Origin of the sequence: Rothia sp. HMSC08A08, assembly GCF_001808385.1 — a bacterium.
Taxonomy (GTDB): domain Bacteria; phylum Actinomycetota; class Actinomycetes; order Actinomycetales; family Micrococcaceae; genus Rothia; species Rothia dentocariosa.
Window position 1 is genome coordinate 132,780 of sequence record NZ_KV793056.1, and the last position, 20,365, is coordinate 153,144.

Below are 20,365 nucleotides of genomic sequence, written 5' to 3' on the forward strand. Positions count from 1 at the left end.
CTTATGTCAGAGCCTGCCTATAGCGCCTGAGCTTCTCGCATTCTGTCAATACGGGCGCCACGACAACCTGCTGTGCCGCGTTTTCGCACTGTTGGATCATGCGCGTTCGCAAGGAACGCCGGTAAGCACGGGCACTCACATTCACCAGTGCCCTACCCAATACGGCACCCAGGATCCCTAAAAGCACCCCCAAGATAAGTAAAAGTGTGGGTACAGGTACGGGGGATCCTTCGGGTACGGGCGCAGGCGGCAGAGGTATCTGCAGGTAGCTTGCAAATGCCATTGCAGTCAGCCAGGCTACGCCTCCCAAAAGACTGAGAAATGCAATCCATTGCACCGCGTTAAGTAGCTTCCACCAGAAACGTGACTGGGTAGTGTTGTAGTCTACACGCGCGATCGCCCTCTCAAAGGCCTCCGGAAAATCCTGTTCTCGGGTCAAGGCGGCGTTCTGGATACGTTGCTTCCAGGGAGCTTCAATATTTTGGGCTACAGACTCACCATAACCGCGCGCTGCCTGAGCTAATGCTGCCTGCTGAGCTGCAGTAAGCGGCGGTAACGAACTAGCCGTTAGATGCATCGGAGATTTCTGTGGTGCAGATTCACTCGCGCTATGAGTACCCGCAGTATCGTCTCCAAGATGCAGACGCTTAAGCGGGTCGGCACGGAACTTAGCAACCCACCGCGTAGCTATCCATCCTGTGTTGGCAACGGCACGACGACGATACGAGGCTTCTGCAGCATCAAGAACTTCAACAGCCCCGCAGGCTTGAAAGCAGCCTTCCGTCAGCTCATCAACGGCGTAGTCAGGCTCATGAAGAGGTGCTTCACCACCCTGATAGTCTGCAAGATCACGGCGAATCGCATATAGCTGCGCCTCAGTACGCTCATACGCCGCATTTTTCTCAGCCGCCACACGTCCTAACAACGACCGCAGGGCAGAAACGCCTTCGCCGGTATGCGCCGAGAGTGCAAATGGGGCTGTAATGAGCAGCGGCGTAATACCGTCCGCTTCTAAAAGCTCCGTGAGCGCATCAAGTACTTGTGGAACCTCATGGGAATCTAGGGTATCTGCTTGGTTCAGAACGCATACCATGCGATGCCCACGAGTGGAGAGAGGAGCCAGAAAATCATGGTGCACCGCCGCATCCGCGTACTTTTGGGGGTCGAGGACCCACACCAACACATCCACATAGGAGAGCATGCGCTCTACCTGCTCCCGGTGGTGATGGGCTACCGAGTCAAGGTCGGGCAGATCCAGCAGGATCAGCCCGCCAGATCGTGTGCGGGTCTGCCCACGCCCAACCGCCGTTTTGAGCTTATTCCACATACCAGGAACGGGCTCTACGATTTCGTGGGGTGCTGCAAAATCTGCCGCCGAATTTTGTGTTTGGGTACGAATCTGGCGTATCGATTCGTTCTCCTCGGGATAGACCCTATGTTCGATCTTAAGCCAGTCCAGAAGCTCTTCGCTTCCGTCCCGTCCCCAAATCGCCGCCTGAATTTCTGAGGTAGTCGGTCGTGTAACGGCGGTACGTGCCAGGGGCATCCCAGCAATGGTATTGAAAAGGGTGGATTTTCCACTTCCGGTGGCCCCGAAAAAACCAATTACAGTGTGTTCTGCCGAAAGCTGCCGACGTTCCATGACACGGCTCAGCGTTGCGGATGCGTTCTCCTGCACGGTATCAGGAATAACGTCAAGACCCAGGCCGAGCGCATCGTGAAGGCGAAGCGCACGTTCTTCAAAAGACCCGCGCGGCGTAGCGGATGCTAAAGATGAGTTCATCGTGTGTGCTCCTGGCGAGAGTTCTTAACAGGTAATGGCTGTGTTGTATCGTCATGCATGTGCTGAACGAGCCCCGAGTTTTGAGGCGAGTCTTCACGCCAAGCCAAGGGATCATGATCTAGTTCTTGACCTAAGTCATGAAGCTGTTCGGCAGCGACACGAATTTCGTCCGGCTGTACGCGCGGTTCACGGGAAGAAAGCACCTGCCGGTAGTTTTCGGATTGCCGTTTGAGCAGGGTTTCTAGGCGTGCCACTAGATCACTGCGAGCGCGAGTCGCCATGCGGCGCACAGCATCCTCGCCGAAGACCGATTCAAGAAGCTTAGATCCAACGACCCCAGATCCTCCCGCAATACCAATTTCGATGCCGGTGAGTCCGCCAGTCGCCGAAAAAGCCACCATCATGAGCAGCACCGCCGTCGCGTTAACACCCAGGGAGAGCACGCGCGCTCGCTGGCGTTTGCCGTTGCCTTCAGCACGGATCATATCAAGTACAGAACTTTGCCAGGCTCGTATTTCTGCGGCGATAGTCTCATCAAGCTCCGCACGAGCCTGGGTGCTGTGCGGAGGGTACGGGCTCTCGTCAATATTCTGTAAGAGTACGCGCCCTGCCCGTTCCGCTCCCCAGCTTCGACGGATAGTTTCATGCGCACGTTGAGCGGCATCAAGAACAACGGCGTGCAGACCCGTTTCGAGAGCCTGCTCAACCCGCGTGGTCGCTGCCGGTTTCCCGGTCAGCATTCCGGCAAACCTGTCCCGCAGCCGTCCGATGCGGTTCTCCAAAGAGCGGAAGAAGTCGCCCGTTCCCACAAAATCGTGCCACCGGGCCAGAACCTCGCCGCGAAGCAATGAGCCGTCAGTGAGAGAATCTTCCACACGGGCGAGCGCATCCTCATAGGCTAAGGTCACCGCAGTTTCTAATCCGGTGTAGGTTTCCACCTGACGGGTTTGTGCATCAGCAAGTTCTTGCAGAGAGTTACCGGCACCGGTGATAGCGCCCGCCAGGGTGCGACGCGCGATAGCTGCACGGGCTGGCGCATCCGCACCAAGCTGCTCAAGCCAGGATGTTAGAGGCGCTACCGCTTCTGCGGGCAGCATCCCCTGTTCGTCCCGCAGCTGTTCATGGATACTATGCAGAATAACCGGTGTCATACCGGCTTCGGTGAGCATCCGCATAAGGTCGGACTCGATCTCATCCGCAGCCCCTTCGGGAACTCGGTTGAGAACGACTGCTACAGCAATATTGCGCTGGGCAGCGCGATGCAACAGATCCCAGGGTACGGCATCCGCATAACGGTTAGCAGTTGTGACGAAGAGCCACAGGTCGGCGGCAGATAAGAGCTCGTTGGCAAGCCTGCGGTTCTCGTCGGAGACCGAATCAATATCGGGGGCATCGATCAGGGCGATGCCGCGCGGCAGAGCGCTAGTTTGCACGCTGATAAGCGTATCGTGCAGATGATGTTCGGCACCTGGCAGCTCCCAAATGTCACTCCGGCGTGGTGAAGTTTCAGAGATAGATGCCATCTCCTGCCGTTCTAGGGTAGGCAGAAAACGTTCGGGGGTCAGGTATTCGGAGTCTTCAGCACGATAAAGCAAGATTGGCTGCCGAGTGGTGGGGCGAAGCGCACTGGAACGGGATACGGGGGTTCCCATCAAGGTATTCACCAAAGTCGATTTACCGGCACCCGTAGAACCACCAACTACCACGGTAAGGGGTGCCTCCAAAGCGGTAAGCCGCGGCAGAATGTAATCGTCGTACTGTTTACTCAGAGAACGCACTTGTTCCCTCGCCCGAGTAACATCAGCGGTATCGAGGGGTAGAGTGAGCTCATCTAGGAGTTTGCGTGCAGAATATACACGCTCATCGTTTGTGTGTTGCACGTGCGCTATTGTTTCACACTTTATTGCATGCTTGCTGAGGAAACTTAGAGTGTTTCCTGTGAGTTTAAGTTGCTTACCTCACGAATTTTAGGTGCCGTAAACAGAGTCGAAGCGCTGTATTTTGCGTAACTCTAGCCTAATATCATGGTTTAGGTCGCTGTACGTTTGTGCTTTCACCCACCACGCCCTAGTCTGGTTTTACACACTAAACCCGGGTTTCAGATTTTCTGGAAATAACGATATTTTGGGAGTTGCTATGCGCCCTTCACGTCGCCAGTTCTTCGTCTTTACTGGCAGCGCCGTTGCTGCCGCACCATTATTAGTTTCATGTTCCTCTAACGATTCCTCTAATTCTGCCGCTGGTTTAGCAACCGCTGAGGGAGCATCCCCCTCAGAGACAGGCGCACACTATGGAAATCTTTCGGGAGAGCTACTCTGGCAGCGTTACGATTCCGCCACCCCGGTCACTCCCAGTATGAACCCCGAAACCGGGGAAAAGGTCGTGCCGATTCCCCAGGCAGACCCGGCAACTGCCGATCACAAGGCTCAGAACGTTCCCATCCCCCAAGAAGACGACCTGATGTTCAAAGAGGATTTTCAGGGGCTGCGAAACACCTTCGCCTATTATGTGGCGTGTATTAACTATGCACGCATGACTGGAGATCTCACCCCTGCTCTCAAAGTGGTACATAGCGAAAACACCGTCGATCTTGAGCGGCTTAAGGCCTGGGAAACTCTGTACGCCGAACCTAATAATAGTTGGATCGTTGGAGGTACCTGGAAAATCTCCGTCTCGGAGAAACCGACAGAGCATAACGGCAAATTCTCGTGGGAATGCACCGCTACCCAGGAAAACGGAACGCTCATCAATAAAACGACAAACGTGACGAAACCGCTTTCGCAGGATGAAATACGCGATTTTACGGCTCTCTACGCGCAATGGATGAAGGACAGGTGGCTCATCATCTCCCCACAGCAGTTTGACCCAGCGGCAAAGCCCACACGAGCCTATACACCCGCTCCACAACCGACTTCTACCTATACCCCAAAGGTGAGTACCATACCCGCCGATTACTAAACCCCTAATCCTTTATTTCTTAACGTGAAAGGTTCCGCGTGATAACTTCACTTCCCTATTCCCGACGCTGTGTATTACGTACCGTTGGGGCAGGGTTATTCGGCACTGCAGCCACCACTTTGATAGTCGCATGCTCTCGAAACCAGCAAACTCATGCTACGAGTGACCCTTCGGTAAGTCAGTATGTACGCAGCGATTTTAGCGGTGAGGTGGCTTTCGAGAGCTTCAACACCTCGGCAGGGTCTTATGTACCCGCAAACGCAGAACATCCGGCGCAAAACGTTCCGGTCCCCATCAAAACAGAGAATATGGGCAAAAACTCCATTGCAGGTTTTTACGATACCATCGGTTACCTCAATGCGGCGCTCAATTATCTCTTGGCTACCGGTGACACCAATCCTCTGGAAGTCATCACGATCAACCCCGAGTTCACCAAAGCTCTCCTGCTTTTCACTGACGAGACTGGTGAGAGTCAGGCTGCCAAAAGCTGGTATGTTTCTCCTCAAGCCACGCTCTCCCTCACCTCACGCATGCCAACAGCCGTGAACGATTATCGAAAAGACTGGCGATACACCCTCGATATCAGTTTGGGAGAACAGCAGGTCGTCAACTCTCAGGCCAGTGCAATACCTGCCGAGCAGCAGAAATTCCACTATGCGGGTACTATCCAAGGCACCTTCGAGAAAGAAGCCTGGTCACTCACGCTCACAGTTCGTGACCCGCAGTCCACGGCAGGCGCGAGTCCGTCCTAGAACTAAGAAGGCTCAGCGGCACCTCCGCATGAGAATATAGAGACATAATATTTTCTTCTCCAACCGCATCCGGGTGAAGGTGCCTATGCGCTTTAACCCTCATAATCATCGAAAGGCTTCCATGTCACCGCACTTAACTCGCAGGCAAGCTGTTACAGCCGTTTTAGCAGGTGCCGGACTCACTATACTCGCCGCTTGTTCCTCGAACAGCTCCACCAACACATCAAACGGCAATAACGCTAACGGCTCTGCACCAAGCCCAAAATCCTCAAACCCACACGGGTATAGCGACGACGGCAATAACTATTCCGGGCGTATTACATTTGACAATTTTGAACCGGGTAGCACTTATGAACCAGGCAACACCGAACATCCCCCACAAAACGCACCTATGCCTAAGCTGCCTGATAACGCCAACGAAAATAGCGTGACAGGCTTCCACGCGACCGTCGCTTACTATGCTGCAGCCATGGATTACCTAGTGAAAACCGGCAGCCTTGACGCCGTAAAAAAGGTCAAACTTGCAGGTAACGATGCCCAAGAAAATGAGGCGCTTGCTAAATCCATCGCTCAAGGGATCGAGCAGAAAACCTGGTATGTAGATCCATCTGCCTGGTACGAGCTCAAGGAATCACAGCCCGCTATTATGAGCGATGGAAATCTGCTCTTCAAAAGCGTCTATACGTTCGATTACGGTGCTGAAAGCGTGGCAAACGGCGAAATAAAACCGGTTAAGGAGGAAGAGCGAGTCTCTACCCAGGACTGTGATTTCCGTGGGCGTTACAATCCCACCACGAAATCCTGGGAACTCAATCTATCCTACGGCACGAAGAGCTCGGGAAATGCGGCAGCAAGTCCTGCTGCATCGGCAACGGGTGGAGCCTCGGACCCTGCGGCAACCGGAGAACCGGCAGCTAATCCCGAGAAATAGTAGCTGTCGTTATCTTTGCCCAGCCTTCGGGGTTCTGTTGATGCAGGAACCCGGAGGCTGGGTATTTTGAATTCCTGCTCTTCACCTTGCGTTCTTCAAAGTCAAACTAAGGGTTTTATGTCTCGACATATACCCTCTAGATATGTATTTTCCCTCACATGTCGGAGAGCCCTGCATATACGGTATTATCTGCGCAGCAGTGTTACTTTCCTTGTGAACTATTGGGGTTCCTGCACAGCAACGTATAACTATTTCGCGGGTCCCCTATATCTATCTTGCGAGGGCATCTTCTATGTAGAGTTACACTTGAGAAGCTAGTGCTATTTCAACGTTGAAGGGGCATTTTATGTCTTTCACTTTTTCGCGCCGAATCCTCCTGCGCATCACCGCCCTCGGTACTGTTGGACTGGGCGGAATCACCGTACTCTCTGCGTGTGGCAATACGTCGCAAAACAGCGCCGAAAGATCGAGCTATAAGGGCGAGGCTAAGCTTGATAGCTACGATACATCTGCCGGAACTTATGAATTAGCGTCACGCGAGCATCCGGCACGGAACGTACCCAAACCTGTCAAGCCTAATAATATGAATGACAACTCAGTAGCGGGCCTTTACTCGACTATCGCGTTCTTTGCGGCTGCACTGCAATACCGGCTTATTACGGGCGATGCCCAGTACCTCAAAGAGGTCAAGCTAGAACATACTGTAGATTCCATCGAAGAGATCACCAATGGTTCTACCTGGCTCTCCAATCCCACGGTTACGATTGAGCTCACTACCGATCAACCGGAGCAAAAGGACAACGAATACTTTTGGCCTGCAAAGCTCACACTCACCAAGGGCGACTGGGCGGTCGCTCGACACAGAGCAATCAACGTTCCAGAAAATGAGCAAAAAGTTACAAGTGAAGGAAAAATCAAGGCAAAATACGCCGATGGCGCATGGGCTATTCGGGACATTGCTGACTAGTCTTCACCGGATTCTCTAGAGAAAAATACGGGACTTCTAAGTCTGCACTGGGCATGGCAATAAGCCTTTGCCCGGGCGTTTTAAGTGCGTATGAGACCCATACCCTCTCCATGCCAGGTATTACCTTATACGGTAACGTTACTCACCTTTGGTTAGGGTTAGGTCACATTCCTCGGTACAATCAAGTATCTCGTTTTGTTTTACGTTTAGACTTATACGGGATTAATGCATTCACACGAAAGGTATAACGATGTCTTCGGCTCTGAATCGTCGTGCAGCATTGGGGATTCTCAGTATGGGAAGTGTCGCGTTCTTAGCGGCGTGCGGCAGCGATAAGAAAGAAGAATCTAATTCTTCAGCCTCCGCAAGCACTTCTCAGACGAAGAGCTCCAGCGCTTCCTCCTCAGCTTCTGCTACCCCCTCAGCTTCCGAATCACCTACCCCCACCCCGACTCCTACGGAACTCGTCAACGACGGTAAAGACTACTCCGGAGTCGCTAAGCTAGAGCAGTACGAAACCCCCGGAGAGTACCAGCCCGCTACGGCAGAATCTCCCGCGCAGAACGTACCCACCCCCGTTATTCCCGAAGCAATGCACCAAAACACAGTTGCAGGATTCGCCTCTGCGCTTGCATATTTTGGTGCTGCTGTCGATTACCTCCTGCAGACCGGCGATATGAAGTATGTTCGGGAGGTCAGCACCGATGCTGATACCCTGAATGCACTCCAGAAATACGCCGATCGTACGATGAAGGGTATCGAAGAAAAGACATGGTACGAAAAGCCTTCGGCCACAATGGTTATTAGCAGCAAGCAGCCTACTATCGCGCAGGGTGCCTATAACTGGACCGTCGATTTCACTATTGATTTGGGCGAAAAACTCTTCAATAAGGGTAAAGAGCAAGACACCCCTTCTGATAAACGCTACGTACGTATGCAGGGCGAGGCTGTAGGCCGCTACATCAATAACGTGTGGGATCTACACATGGATATCGACTAATAAGTATCGTTCCGCAGCACAACACCGTATGCTCACAAACGTTGAGTATACGGTGTTTTTATATCTTCTCGATTATTTTTCAAATCTCTTTTCTGTACCACATACCAAAATACGTGCGGCAGAAAAATATTTATGTGAGGCTCCCCCTACCCACCAAAGCAGCAGTCTTCGTACCGAACAGACACCAATTAACAAGAGTCCAGCAGACGACACAACGCGGGTATCAGGATGTGTGCGACGACTCTCTCGATTCTTGTGCTTAGCTCTAGCTCCACGGGCAGATGACAGCCGGTCACCTGCTCGTCAAAATGCTGTCTTTTCACGCTTGTATAAATGCGACTCGAACAAAAGTGTTTAGAGTGCGTGTTAACTTTGTGCGAAATACATTAAAAGCTTGTACCAAATAATAAAGTTTAGGTAAGCTAAAACCATCACCAACCCATCCCATGAGAGAGGACTACTTCATCATGCCTGCTTCCGGGATATTTTCCCGCCGTAACACGCTCAGATTTACCAGTTTAGGAATACTGAGTCTCGCGGTTATTCCAATGCTCACCGCATGCGGCAAAGATTACCAAGGCGAAGTCAAACTTGATTCCTATGACGAATCTGCAGGTTCTTACGAACCCGCGACAAAGGAGCATCCAGCGCAGAATGTTCCAAAACCCAAGAAGCCTCAAGACATCAACGATGATTCAACCGGCGGGCTATACTCAACCCTCGCTTTTGCCGCCGCTGCCATGCAATATGCACTGCGCACTGGAGATACGAGCTATCTTCAAGAGGTCAATATTCCTGAGAGAACCAAAGTATTCTTTATGTCTAACTCCCCTTTCCTCGGGGGTACTACGTGGACCGATAACCCCGTTGTAACCATCGCCCTCAAAGCTGGTTCTCCCACCAAAGATGGTGATACATATACCTGGCCGGGTCATTTCAAAGTCGATTTTGGCGCATGGACTGTTAAAGACGGTACGGCAACCGACACTCAAAACAACAGATTAAATTTAGATCAAGATATCGATATCAAAGCAAAGTACCAGAATAACGCTTGGACTATTCTTTCACTCGACCATTAGTACCGCTTAGAGCCTCGAGAAGGAACGCCGTGCCGTATAATTTTCCAATGGGAAATATATACGGCACGCGGACTATTAAGGGTGAAAAATTATTGCCTGCTACACCGCCGCCAGCGTTTTTATTCCCAACTCAGTAGCATATTACGAACTGTGACGGGTAAACTTACACCGCTACCCGCAGCGTAGTAAAGTTTCTCACGTACCCAAGGTTCCCCGGAAAATCAATCGGATTTTTCACCACACACTAAAGGATTAAATACTGTGGCAGAGATCGTAAACAGCATTGTTGATGCTATTGGTCAGACTCCCCTTGTTCGACTCAACCGCCTCGATGCTGGTTTGCCCGGCAACGTAGCCGTCAAGCTCGAATTCTACAACCCCGCAGGCTCTGTGAAAGACCGCATCGGCCGCGCCATCATTGATGCCGCTGAAGAAGCCGGAGCCCTCAAGCCCGGCGGTACCATTGTCGAAGGGACTTCTGGAAACACCGGTATTGCCCTTGCAATGGTTGGTGCAGCACGTGGATACAACGTTATTTTGACAATGCCCGAGACCATGTCGGCTGAACGTCGAGTACTGCTTCGCGCTTACGGTGCGAAAATTGTTCTCACTCCCGGCACCGACGGCATGCGCGGCGCTGTTGAGAAGGCACAGGAAATCGTTGCCACCACGGACAACGCAATTCTCGCATCGCAGTTCTCCAATGAGGCAAACCCTGCTATTCACTACAAGACCACCGGCCCTGAAATTTGGGATGCGACTGACGGCAAGATTGATATTTTCGTATCGGGTATCGGTACCGGGGGTACTATCTCCGGTGCTGGCAAGTACCTGAAGGAGAAGAACCCTAACCTGCAGATTGTTGCCGTTGAGCCTCAGGATTCACCACTCCTGTCTGAAGGACGCGTTGGTCCGCACAAGATTCAGGGTTTGGGCGCTAACTTTGTGCCTGACACCCTCGACCGCGAAATCTACGATTCGGTCATCGCAGTATCTGGTGAGGAAGCAATCCGCACTTCCCGCGCACTAGCAACCCAGGAGGGTATCCTGGGTGGTATTTCTTCCGGCGCAGCCGTCTATGCAGCACTGGAAGAAGCTAAGAAGTCCGAAAATAAGGATAAGCTGATCGTTGCAGTTGTTCCCGACTTCGGTGAACGCTATATCTCTACGGTACTCTACGAAGATATCCGTGGTTAACCTTCCTCAAGAAACAACGCCCCACGTTTCCGTTCGCTACGGTGCTGTGGGGCGTTTCTCTGCTCAGAGAAGAATAGGGAATTTCAGCATTCTTTTCTAGTTGTACGCAATAAAGGGTCAACATCAATATTGTGCGGCGCAGGCGCGCCTAATATGAAAACTGGCTTCGATGTTGGTACCTTGGGGAAGTATCTACGGTAACAGAAAGAAGATTATGGGATTTTTTGCCCGTCTGCGCGAAGACATTGAAAATGTTCGAGAGCATGATCCAGCGGCGCGTGGGGCTGGCGAAATCATGCTTAACTATTCGGGCATGCATGCGATATGGGCCCACCGGCTTACACACAAACTTTGGCAAAAGGACGGCACGAAATCTCTAGCTCGTACCCTCTCGCAGCTCACCCGTTTTTTGACCGGTGTCGAGATCCATCCGGGGGCTGTCATTGGGCGGCGTTTTTTTATCGATCATGGCATGGGAATTGTTATTGGTGAGACCGCCGAAATAGGCGACGATGTGATGCTCTATCACGGCGTTACTCTCGGTGGCCGTTCGCTTGAAAAAGTTAAGCGCCATCCTACGATTGAAGATAGAGTAACAATCGGTGCTGGTGCTAAGGTTTTGGGGCCAGTAGTTATTGGGGCAGATAGCGCTATCGGAGCAAATGCCGTGGTGGTAAACGATCATCCGCGTGATTCCATAATTACGGGTATCCCTGCGAAACATCGTCTGCGTACACCCGAGAAGAAGAAACCTCTGGTCGATGCTGTGGAATATATCGACCCGGCAATGTGGATCTAATCTTGAGTGGTGCTCTCTATGAGGTTTGTGGTGTTTTATCTATGACGGCATCTCGCCGCAAACCAATAGTGCAACTACTACGATATAAGGTTTCTGTACCCTGAATAAGGTCTTAAATCCACCGATAATCCGGTGTTACCCGTGTGAACCACCCACGACTCCAGGTCTTCCTTCTTTGGGCAGACAGAGCATCATTGCTCGCAGCGTGTTCTCAAGGTTCTCAGTCTATCGGTCACTGGATCACGCGCATACGGACAAAACACAGACAAAAAAGGGGTGTGGCTGCTTTCTCACGAAGCGACCACACCCCTTTTATTGACGCTGTTCTTAAGATCCAGGTTCTAGTGAACGTGAATATCTGCAGCGTTTACTTCTGAACGGTCACCGCTCCACATAGTGTGAAATGCGCCTTCTGCGTCCACACGTCCATAGGTGTGCGCTCCAAAGAAGTCACGCTGCCCCTGAATAAGGGCTGCGGGCAGACGGTCGCGGCGCAGTCCGTCATAGTAAGAAAGCGCCGAGGAGAAGACCGGAACCGGCACACCCAACGCGGTAGCCTTTGCAACCACACGGCGCCAAGAAGGAACAAGCTCTTCCATCAGATTCTTGAAGGCGGGTGCGAGAAGCATATTGGCCGGTACCTCGCCCGCGTAAGCCGCCATAATATCGCCCAGAAGCTCCGCGCGAATAATGCATCCGGCACGCCAAAGCGATGCGATAGTGTCAAGGTGCAGTTCCCAGCCGTATTCCTGCCCGGCACGAGCGATCATATCCATACCCTGTGCATACGCCACCAGTTTGGAGGCAAAGAGCGCACGGCGCACGTCTTCGACAAATTCGGGATCGCCTGCACCGACTCCGGTGGTCGCAATGAGACCAGCAGGAAGTTCCTGCTGAGCCTGTGCACGCGCCTTAACATCTGAAGAAGACAGAGCACGAGCGAAGACAGATTCAGCGATAGCGGATACTGGAGCTCCCAAGTCAAGAGCAGCCTGAACGGTCCAACGACCGGTACCCTTCTGACCGGCCTGGTCAAGAATAACGTCTACCAACGGTTTACCGGTCTTCGCATCAACCTGTGCCAAGACTTCCGAGGTAATCTCAATCAGATATGAGCTGAGGTCGGTCTCATCCCATTTCTTGAAGATTTCAGCCTGCTCGGCGGGTTCAATACCTGCAACAGAACGTAGAATATCGTAGGCTTCGCCAATAACCTGCATATCGGCGTACTCAATTCCGTTATGCACCATTTTGACGAAATGTCCTGCGCCATCAGTAGAGATCCAGGCGCAACAGGGAGAACCATCCTGAGGCGCTTTTGCTGAAATTTTCTCTAACATAGGACCTATGTGCTTGTAGGATTCAGCCGAACCGCCCGGCATAATCGAGGGTCCCCAGAGGGCACCTTCTTCGCCGCCAGAAACGCCGACGCCCACAAAGTGCATACCTTTTTCTGCAAGAGATCGTTCACGGCGAATAGTATCGGGGAAATGAGAGTTACCGCCGTCAATAATAATGTCCCCCTCATCAAGAAGAGGAGTTAACTGCTCAATAACAGCGTCTACAGGGGCACCCGCCTTTACCATAATCAGGATACGGCGGGGAGATTCGAGCGAGTCCACCAAGCCTTGAAGCGACTCGGTACGGATGAAGTCACCGTCTGCGCCGTGCTCAGAGAGCAAGGCATCGGTCTTCTCAACAGAACGGTTATGCAGTGCTACGGTGTACCCGTTACGTGCTAGGTTACGTGCTAGGTTAGCGCCCATGACGGCAAGCCCGGTAACACCAATCTGTGCCTTCTTGTTTTCAGTCATGTATACAAGAATACGCTGTTTTACGTTTTATCCGCGTGTATCCAAGGAATTAAGCGTTTGGATTAGACAGGAATAACATTCGGCAGTCTTTGAATGATTATTGTGAGCATTCCACGATATACCCATAATGCGCGGAGAGAGTGGATATAAAGGAAAATCCCGTACCGCCTGTTACGGTACGGGATTTATGTGTGGGTCCTACCGGGATCGAACCGATGACATCCACGGTGTAAACGTGGCGCTCTACCAGCTGAGCTAAAGACCCAATTTTCGCCATAAAAACCTTTGTTTTCCTGCGAACAAGGTAATACTATACGGGGTTTCTCATGTACTCGCAACTGAGATGTGCATGTTATATGTCACATCAGAATTAGATAGTGGTTACTACGCCCTCAAAGTCTTCACCCCATGACTATACCCCTCATAAAACCACATAAACACAAATAACAACATGCCTCAAGGTGTCAAATTTTAAGGGGGAAAGCCCCTATATCGGGAAATTTGCACATTTTAGGCAAAAATTCTTACCGCGGAATATCGCACCAACCTGCCTACTTTCATTCATAACCCAGAGCCTCCAACGAAAAAACCTCAAAAACAGTCATCGGAGATCAAAATAAGGTCTAAGATAGTAGAGAAAGAAGTATGCTCCTAGAACACTGTACGCATGCTTACCAAAGGGTGCCTCGCACCAGCGCCACAAGCGCCTTCACAATTGGATAAGAAGAGAGGTTGGATTAGTTTGGCTAACGTACCGAACGAACACTCCCTGAGTACTCTACTTGACGGCCTCAAGGACGTCGACGTTGAGGAGACTCAGGAGTGGACCGAGTCCCTTGAGGACCTCATCAAAACTCACGGCACCGAACGTGCCGAGTACATCCTGCGATCCCTAATTCAGGAAGCAGGCAAGAAAGGCGTTGAGGTACCGGTTCTAACCAAGACCGACTACATTAACACCATCGCAGTCGACCAGCAGCCTGAATACCCCGGCGATGCTGATCTTGAAGAACAATACCGTAACTGGATTCGCTGGAACGCTGCCATTATGGTGCAGCGCGCACAGAAACAGGGCATCGGTGTTGGTGGACACATCTCCACCTATGCAGGTATCGCTGATCTTTATGAAGTTGGGTTCAACAACTTCTTCCGCGGGCGCAATCACCCCGGCGGCGGTGACCAGGTATTCTTCCAGGGCCACGCCTCTCCCGGTAACTATGCGCGTGCTTTCGTTGAGGGCCGCCTCAACGAAGAAGACATGGATGGCTTCCGTCAGGAGAAGACCAAGGGCGAGCACGGCATTCCCTCTTACCCGCACCCCCGGTGCATGCCTGAGTTCTGGCAGTTCCCCACAGTATCGATGGGTCTAGGCCCCCTCAATGCTATTCACCAGGCTTCCTTTAACCGCTACTTGCAGAACCGCGGTATCAAGGACACCTCACAGCAACACGTCTGGGCATTCCTCGGCGATGGCGAGATGGATGAGCCCGAGTCACGCGGTGCACTGCAGCTCGCGGCTAACGAAAAACTCGACAACCTGACCTTTGTAGTGAACTGCAACCTGCAGCGTCTCGACGGTCCCGTGCGTGGTAATGGCAAGATCATCCAGGAACTCGAAGGATTCTTCCGCGGCGCTGGTTGGCATGTCATCAAGGTTGTCTGGGGCTCCGAGATGGACGAGCTTCTCGCTAAGGACAAGAGCGGTAAGCTCATCCAACTGCTGAACGAAACCTTGGACGGCGACTACCAGAACTTCCGCGGTGAAGACGGCGGTTACATCCGTGAGCACTTCTACGGCAAGTACCCCGAAACCAAGGAGCTCGTTGCCGACCTGACCGATGACGAAATCTGGGCTATTCGCCGCGGCGGTCACGACTACAAGAAGATCTACGCTGCATACAAAGAAGCGCTGGAGACTAAGGGGCGTCCGACCGTTATTCTGGCACAGTCCATTAAGGGTTACGCTCTTGGCCCCTACTTCGAGTCCCGTAACTCGACCCACCAGATCAAGAAGTTCACCATGGAAGCGCTCAAGGGCTTCCGTGACCATCTGAACATCCCGATCTCTGATGAAGAGCTGGAGAAGGACCTCTACAATCCACCGTACTACCGTCCCGGTCAGGACAACCCGGCAATTCAGTACATGCTCAAGCGTCGCGAAGAACTCGGTGGCTTCCTCCCCGGTCGCCCCAATACTCAGCCTGAGATTCAACTGCCGGACGATAAGGTCTACGCGGGTACTAAGAAGGGTTCAGGCAAGCAGCTTGCCGCATCCACAATGGCATTCGTGCGTCTCATGAAAGACCTAATGCGTGTCAAGGGCTTCGGCCACCGTATTGTGCCTATTACTCCCGATGAGGCACGTACCTTCGGTATGGACGCATTCTTCCCCTCAGCTAAGCTGTACAACCCGAACGGACAGAACTACGTTCCTGTTGACCACGAGCTTATGCTCTCCTACACGGAGTCGCCTCTGGGTCAGATTTTGCACGTGGGTATTAACGAGGCTGGCGCGACCGCCGCATTTATCGCGACCGGTACCTCTTTCGATACGCACGGTGAGCCGATGATCCCGATTTACATCTTCTATTCGATGTTCGGTTTCCAGCGCACTGGCGACGCTTTCTGGGCTGCTGCCGACCAGTTGGCACGAGGCTTTATTATCGGCGCTACTGCGGGTCGTACCACGCTTTCCGGCGAGGGTCTGCAGCATATGGATGGCCACTCCCCCATCCTGGCAAGCACCAACCCTGCCGTGAAGCACTACGACCCTGCATACGGCTACGAGATCGGACACATCGTCAAGCGTGGTCTTGAGCAGATGTACGGCAACCTCGATGAAGATCACGATGTCATGTACTCCCTGCCCGTGTACAACGAGCCGATCCACCAGCCTGCAGAACCCGAGAACCTGGATGTTGATGGTCTACTCAAGGGCATCTACAAGCTCAAGGATTCTGAGCTTACCTCCGGACCCAAAACTCAGCTGCTCGCCTCCGGTGTTGCTGTACCGTGGGCTTTGGAAGCTCAGAAGCTCTTGGCTGAGGACTGGGGCGTTTCGGCCGATGTATGGTCGGTAACCTCATGGAACGAGCTGCGCCGCGAAGGTCTTGCCGCCGAGGAAGAAACCTTACTCAACCCCGATAAGCCTGCACGTGTACCCTATGTGACTCAGAAGCTTGCCGGTGCTGAAGGTCCTATTGTGGCGACCTCCGATTACATGTCGGCTATGCCTGACCAGATTCGCCAGTTCCTCCCGAACGATTTTGCAACTCTGGGAGCCGATGGCTTCGGTTTCGCGGATACCCGCCCCGGTGCACGTCGCTTCTTCCACATTGATGCTCAGTCAATGGTAGTTCGTGCCCTGCAGCTGTTGGCAAAGGACGGTAAGGTGCCCGCCGATGCGGCTGCCAAGGCGTTTGCCAAGTACGATCTGAATAACGTTAACGCAATTCAGGCAACACATATCGATGACTAGTTCCATTGTGTTCTAGCCAGGCTTTCAGCGGAAAGCCAAATTAACTGGTTCCCTCGCTCTTGTACGGTGCAAGAGCGAGGGAACTTTTTACCCTTGAAAACCGTCCAGTACAACTTCCGAGGGGCTTCTATCACAGGTGGAGCTTTATCAAATAAATATGTTTTGATGATATTTTTTACTCCATGTCTCGGTATATAATTGGAAGGTCAGAATCACCACAATCACCAAGGGACTTCAGTGTCTAACAACCTCCAGGCAAACTTTAAAAGTATAGACGCGGAGATTACATCGTCGTGGGCTTTTGGAGAAAGTATCCACGATTCCGAATTTGTATCTTTTTATACTTTTGTCGAGAAAATTAAATCCGCACAACAAAAGAATACTCAAATACTACCGAGTAAACCTTTTAATGGTAGCGTGCAGGTATATTACTCCTTTAAATACAATGACACTATCGTTCAAACAGAACATGCTTTCTACGAGAATATTTGGCAAGGTTTTCGGGAAACTCTGCGCATGATCCTTGACGGCCATGACAACCTACTTCCGGGTGGCATGAACCGTATTATCGATCGTCAAATTAAAGCTGCCGAGAATCAAAACCCTAATATTTCTGCACTCCAGCTTGTGGAGTGCATTCCTCTTTTTAATACCGCAGTACAGGAAGCCCATAAACGTTCACAAGATACCGTAAAAAAGTTTTCCATATACCGCGATATTCGTATTTGCATCTATTTTGGAAATTCTGCCGGAATGCCATATTCCCGAGTTCCTGTACAACTTCAGGATCTCATTTCGCAGCATATTAAACCTTTAATCGAAAAACCGCCTACTCAACGAAAAAAACCCACGCCTAAAGATTTTGAGAATACCCTCAATGCTGTTGAAGAAGAAAGTGGCAGGTTTTATCCCACCGGACCTGTTGCAAAATCTCTTTTTAAAAATAAATGTGTTGTTCTTGAGGGAGTCGCGGGCTGCGGAAAATCTTACCAGATCAATACTCTCTCACGTGAGGATACTGGGTACGGCAAGGCCAACATTACAACGGTAGTCTTCCACCCGTCTACGAGTTACGAAGAGTTCGTGAGCGGGCTGCGTCCAAACTTTTCACGCCAAGAAGATGAGCCTGAATTTGTGTCGCACGAAGGTGTATTTCTTCAAGCCTGCCGAAAAGCTGTTGAGAACCCCACGACACCACATCTGCTTTTCATTGACGAGATTAACCGTGCCAATACCTCTCGTGTTTTCGGCGACCTTATGCTCGTTATTGAAACGTCAAAGCGTGTTTCCGTAAAAAAACTTCAGGATCATCGTGAAAAACTTTACGGTTCAGTATTTGCGGCTGATGCGGATATTCCCCAGGGTTTCACCTATGCGACTTTGCAAACTCCGCTTTATTATCAGGGTAAAATATATAACCGTTTAGTAGTTCCAGATAACCTGCACATTCTGGGAACTATGAATTCTACCGACCGCTCTGTGGGTACCATTGATTTGGCTTTGCGCCGTCGCTTTATCTGGATGGAAATGAATCCTCACAATGAAACAGATTTGCGTACAGAGCTTGAAGCTGAACGAGGTGCTATTTCTGAAGAATTAGACATCGTTATAGAACGGTATGCGGATATTAACGCCATTCTTGAATCCGAGGTTGGCCCGGATGCACGTCTAGGACATTCCTATTTCTTCTCTCGAAATTCCACCCCCGAAGACATTGCACGGGCTTTGTTAACCCAGCTTGCGGAAATTGCAGCGACTTTCAATATCAGTTCCGGCATTCTCGAAAAGATCGGTTCTATCAATGGGCTATCCGTCAAGATGGTGGGCCAGCGACTCGGCAGCCGCCCACGCGTGGTTGGTTCATGGAGCGGTCCCGGTCTGCCTTCTGCTCCTAAGCCCGCAGGTCAAATTCCCTGGTTGGAAGTAACGAGTGGTGAGTGAAGTTCGCTACTTTCAAGCGAGCGCGCGCGGTAACGGTGTCGGCGTTACGATCCTAAAACACACGCATCCTCAGCCGGGTGTCGTGCATACTCTGGTTATCCATGTGCTGCCCAAGCTCTGGTGCACACAATGGGTATCGGCTGAGCAGCCGGAGGTTATTGCGCCTTTTAATGTGAAAATCGCCCCTGAGGCAGGCGGACAGTTCGCCTCTGTGCAGGATCCTGAGTCTTCGCTTTACGAGCATAGCGATGACGGTACGTTATCTCTCTATGTCTATGAGACTGAGATTCTGGTGCTTCCGAAGCCTTGGGCTGGGTATTTAGAGACGGTTTCGGGCTCTGCCCTGCCACCGCATGATGATGATAATGAGGGCGGTGCCTCAGATCCACTGTGGACAGCGCTGGAGTACCCTGAAAAGCCTGTCTATGCAGTGGCTGCTACGGTTTGTGGACGGGTTTTAGGGCCGGCTACGGCCCGTGAGAATATGGACTTTTCGGCAGGTGGTCAAGGTACTGGCTGGCAGAAGGTTTCTTTGTTATGGCGTATGCTGGCAGAGCATCATGAGGAACAGGCAATTATTCAGGGACATCGTGACATTACCCCGCAGGGTTCCGAACTTTTTCCGCATATTCCTTCGCTCAAAGAGGCTATGTACCGCGTTTTTGTTGATTCAAGCGGGCAGGCTTTGGCGCATCGTCGTCCGGTTTTTGAGCCTGAGGTGGATGAATTACTTTTTGTGCGTGGTCGTATGCTTCCACGCGAGCTTGTAAACCGACGGATTAACCGACGTATTGGGGTTGTTTGCGAGTTCGATTCTCTGACGACGGATACGCATTTATGGCAAATGATCCGCGCCGGATTACAGCAGGTGGCAACTCATGCCGCCAATAATGAGGTCGTCGACGATGCTTTAGGGTACGAGTCTGTGTTGCGTGATGTGAGCACGCAGAATATTCGTAGTCTGCTGACCGAAACGCTCTCCCCTGCTTTTGCTATGCGATTGTCGGCACAAACTTTGCGCGCTTACCACTATGCGCAATCTATTTTGTCGCAACAATATGGTTTTGGTTTGAGCGATAGCCCGTATGAGGCGGGTGTGCTGGCAAATATCAAATTTGATACTTCGTCATTATGGCGAAAAATGTTGGTGCGGGCCCTCACGGATACCGGTTTAGAAGTGCGTGTGGAAAGCCCCGTTGGTATGCTTTATCACCGCAATGCTGAGGGTCGCCAGCAGGGTGTGGCCTTTGCGAAACCAGATATGATGCTGTATTCCCGAGGCATTCTGGTAGCAACCCTTGATGGCAGGTACACCACGTATTGTGAAGATTTAATGCAGCTTCCCGAGCATGAACGGTACCGGATGCTGGCGGTCGCGTACCGCACAGGCGCGGATGGTTATACAGCATATCCAGTAGCTCACGGTCCTGGAACTCTAGGCAGGATCCTGACGGTAGGCGAGCCCGGGGCGTATCCTCAGGCGCCTATGTCTTCGGAACATCATGTGACGACCTGCGGGGTACGTTTCCCTCAACCCGAGGATGGACGCACTACTGCTGATGCCTCGCATTTGGCGAAGGTGCTTAGGAAGGTTCCTGCTGAGCCTTCATAGAGTGCACCAGGGGCATGTGTGTCTTACCCCGAATTCTTATTCGCACGCTTTGCT

General features: G+C 51.8%; 14 protein-coding genes and 1 tRNA gene. 11 read left to right on the plus strand and 4 right to left on the minus strand.

The window, feature by feature from the left end; all coding sequences use genetic code 11:
- Nucleotide 1: 1 nt before the first annotated feature.
- On the minus strand, nt 2-1,783 hold the full coding sequence (locus HMPREF3164_RS01190) for a dynamin family protein (RefSeq protein WP_070448507.1): 1,782 nt from the start codon (nt 1,781-1,783) through the stop codon (nt 2-4).
- On the minus strand, nt 1,780-3,663 hold the full coding sequence (locus HMPREF3164_RS01195; RefSeq protein ID WP_070448508.1) for a dynamin family protein: 1,884 nt from the start codon (nt 3,661-3,663) through the stop codon (nt 1,780-1,782). The genes HMPREF3164_RS01190 and HMPREF3164_RS01195 overlap by 4 nt, the downstream gene beginning before the upstream one ends.
- Nucleotides 3,664-3,919: 256 nt before the next feature.
- Between HMPREF3164_RS01195 and HMPREF3164_RS01200 the strand changes: the two genes are divergently transcribed.
- From HMPREF3164_RS01200 to epsC, 8 genes are all read left to right on the plus strand, one after another.
- Nucleotides 3,920-4,741 (plus strand): DUF6318 family protein, encoded by an 822-nt coding sequence (locus tag HMPREF3164_RS01200; RefSeq protein WP_239662012.1) that lies wholly within the window; start codon nt 3,920-3,922, stop codon nt 4,739-4,741.
- Nucleotides 4,742-4,779: 38 nt separating this feature from the next.
- On the plus strand, nt 4,780-5,493 hold the full coding sequence (locus HMPREF3164_RS01205; RefSeq protein ID WP_070448509.1) for a DUF6318 family protein: 714 nt from the start codon (nt 4,780-4,782) through the stop codon (nt 5,491-5,493).
- A gap of 121 nt (nt 5,494-5,614) precedes the next feature.
- Nucleotides 5,615-6,424, plus strand: coding sequence for a DUF6318 family protein (locus HMPREF3164_RS01210; protein ID WP_141744091.1), 810 nt, complete (start codon nt 5,615-5,617; stop codon nt 6,422-6,424).
- A gap of 346 nt (nt 6,425-6,770) precedes the next feature.
- Nucleotides 6,771-7,391: a DUF6318 family protein gene (locus HMPREF3164_RS01215; RefSeq protein WP_070448511.1), complete on the plus strand. Its 621-nt coding sequence runs from the start codon at nt 6,771-6,773 to the stop codon at nt 7,389-7,391.
- A gap of 250 nt (nt 7,392-7,641) precedes the next feature.
- Nucleotides 7,642-8,391 (plus strand): DUF6318 family protein, encoded by a 750-nt coding sequence (locus tag HMPREF3164_RS01220; protein ID WP_048751519.1) that lies wholly within the window; start codon nt 7,642-7,644, stop codon nt 8,389-8,391.
- Between the two features lie 446 nt (nt 8,392-8,837).
- Complete coding sequence (locus tag HMPREF3164_RS01225) at nt 8,838-9,470, plus strand: DUF6318 family protein (RefSeq protein ID WP_070448512.1); 633 nt, start codon at nt 8,838-8,840, stop codon at nt 9,468-9,470.
- A gap of 261 nt (nt 9,471-9,731) precedes the next feature.
- Nucleotides 9,732-10,667, plus strand: a complete 936-nt coding sequence (cysK, locus tag HMPREF3164_RS01230) for a cysteine synthase A (RefSeq protein WP_004004913.1) — start codon at nt 9,732-9,734, stop codon at nt 10,665-10,667.
- A 214-nt stretch (nt 10,668-10,881) separates the two neighbouring features.
- Nucleotides 10,882-11,466 (plus strand): serine O-acetyltransferase EpsC, encoded by a 585-nt coding sequence (epsC, locus tag HMPREF3164_RS01235; protein ID WP_070448513.1) that lies wholly within the window; start codon nt 10,882-10,884, stop codon nt 11,464-11,466.
- 341 nt (nt 11,467-11,807) lie between these two features.
- Here the strand turns inward: epsC and gndA are convergent, their stop codons facing one another.
- Both gndA and HMPREF3164_RS01245 read right to left on the minus strand, forming a co-directional pair.
- Nucleotides 11,808-13,280: an NADP-dependent phosphogluconate dehydrogenase gene (gndA, locus tag HMPREF3164_RS01240; RefSeq protein WP_070448514.1), complete on the minus strand. Its 1,473-nt coding sequence runs from the start codon at nt 13,278-13,280 to the stop codon at nt 11,808-11,810.
- Between the two features lie 192 nt (nt 13,281-13,472).
- Nucleotides 13,473-13,545: transfer RNA gene (locus tag HMPREF3164_RS01245), tRNA-Val, on the minus strand.
- A gap of 477 nt (nt 13,546-14,022) precedes the next feature.
- On the opposite strand from HMPREF3164_RS01245, the gene aceE reads away from it, so the two are divergent.
- The 3 genes from aceE to HMPREF3164_RS01260 all read left to right on the plus strand — a co-directional run bounded on the left by aceE (nt 14,023) and on the right by HMPREF3164_RS01260 (nt 20,311).
- Nucleotides 14,023-16,758 carry a pyruvate dehydrogenase (acetyl-transferring), homodimeric type gene (gene aceE / locus HMPREF3164_RS01250; protein ID WP_070448515.1) on the plus strand — a complete coding sequence of 912 codons (2,736 nt, stop codon included), beginning with the start codon at nt 14,023-14,025 and terminating at the stop codon, nt 16,756-16,758.
- Between the two features lie 237 nt (nt 16,759-16,995).
- Nucleotides 16,996-18,699 (plus strand): McrB family protein, encoded by a 1,704-nt coding sequence (locus tag HMPREF3164_RS01255; protein ID WP_048752357.1) that lies wholly within the window; start codon nt 16,996-16,998, stop codon nt 18,697-18,699.
- Complete coding sequence (locus HMPREF3164_RS01260; protein WP_246822546.1) at nt 18,692-20,311, plus strand: McrC family protein; 1,620 nt, start codon at nt 18,692-18,694, stop codon at nt 20,309-20,311. Before HMPREF3164_RS01255 ends, HMPREF3164_RS01260 begins: the two co-directional genes overlap by 8 nt.
- The last annotated feature ends 54 nt before the right edge of the window (nt 20,312-20,365 follow it).

Excerpts from the sequence above, each read along its gene's own strand:
- HMPREF3164_RS01190 (WP_070448507.1), bottom strand. The coding sequence starts at position 1,783 with ATGAACTCATCTTTAGCATCCGCTACGCCGCGCGGGTCTTTTGAAGAA.
- HMPREF3164_RS01200 (WP_239662012.1), top strand. The coding sequence starts at position 3,920 with ATGCGCCCTTCACGTCGCCAGTTCTTCGTCTTTACTGGCAGCGCCGTT.
- HMPREF3164_RS01210 (WP_141744091.1), top strand. The coding sequence starts at position 5,615 with ATGTCACCGCACTTAACTCGCAGGCAAGCTGTTACAGCCGTTTTAGCA.
- HMPREF3164_RS01215 (WP_070448511.1), top strand. The coding sequence starts at position 6,771 with ATGTCTTTCACTTTTTCGCGCCGAATCCTCCTGCGCATCACCGCCCTC.
- HMPREF3164_RS01220 (WP_048751519.1), top strand. The coding sequence starts at position 7,642 with ATGTCTTCGGCTCTGAATCGTCGTGCAGCATTGGGGATTCTCAGTATG.
- HMPREF3164_RS01225 (WP_070448512.1), top strand. The coding sequence starts at position 8,838 with ATGAGAGAGGACTACTTCATCATGCCTGCTTCCGGGATATTTTCCCGC.
- epsC (WP_070448513.1), top strand. The coding sequence starts at position 10,882 with ATGGGATTTTTTGCCCGTCTGCGCGAAGACATTGAAAATGTTCGAGAG.
- gndA (WP_070448514.1), bottom strand. The coding sequence starts at position 13,280 with ATGACTGAAAACAAGAAGGCACAGATTGGTGTTACCGGGCTTGCCGTC.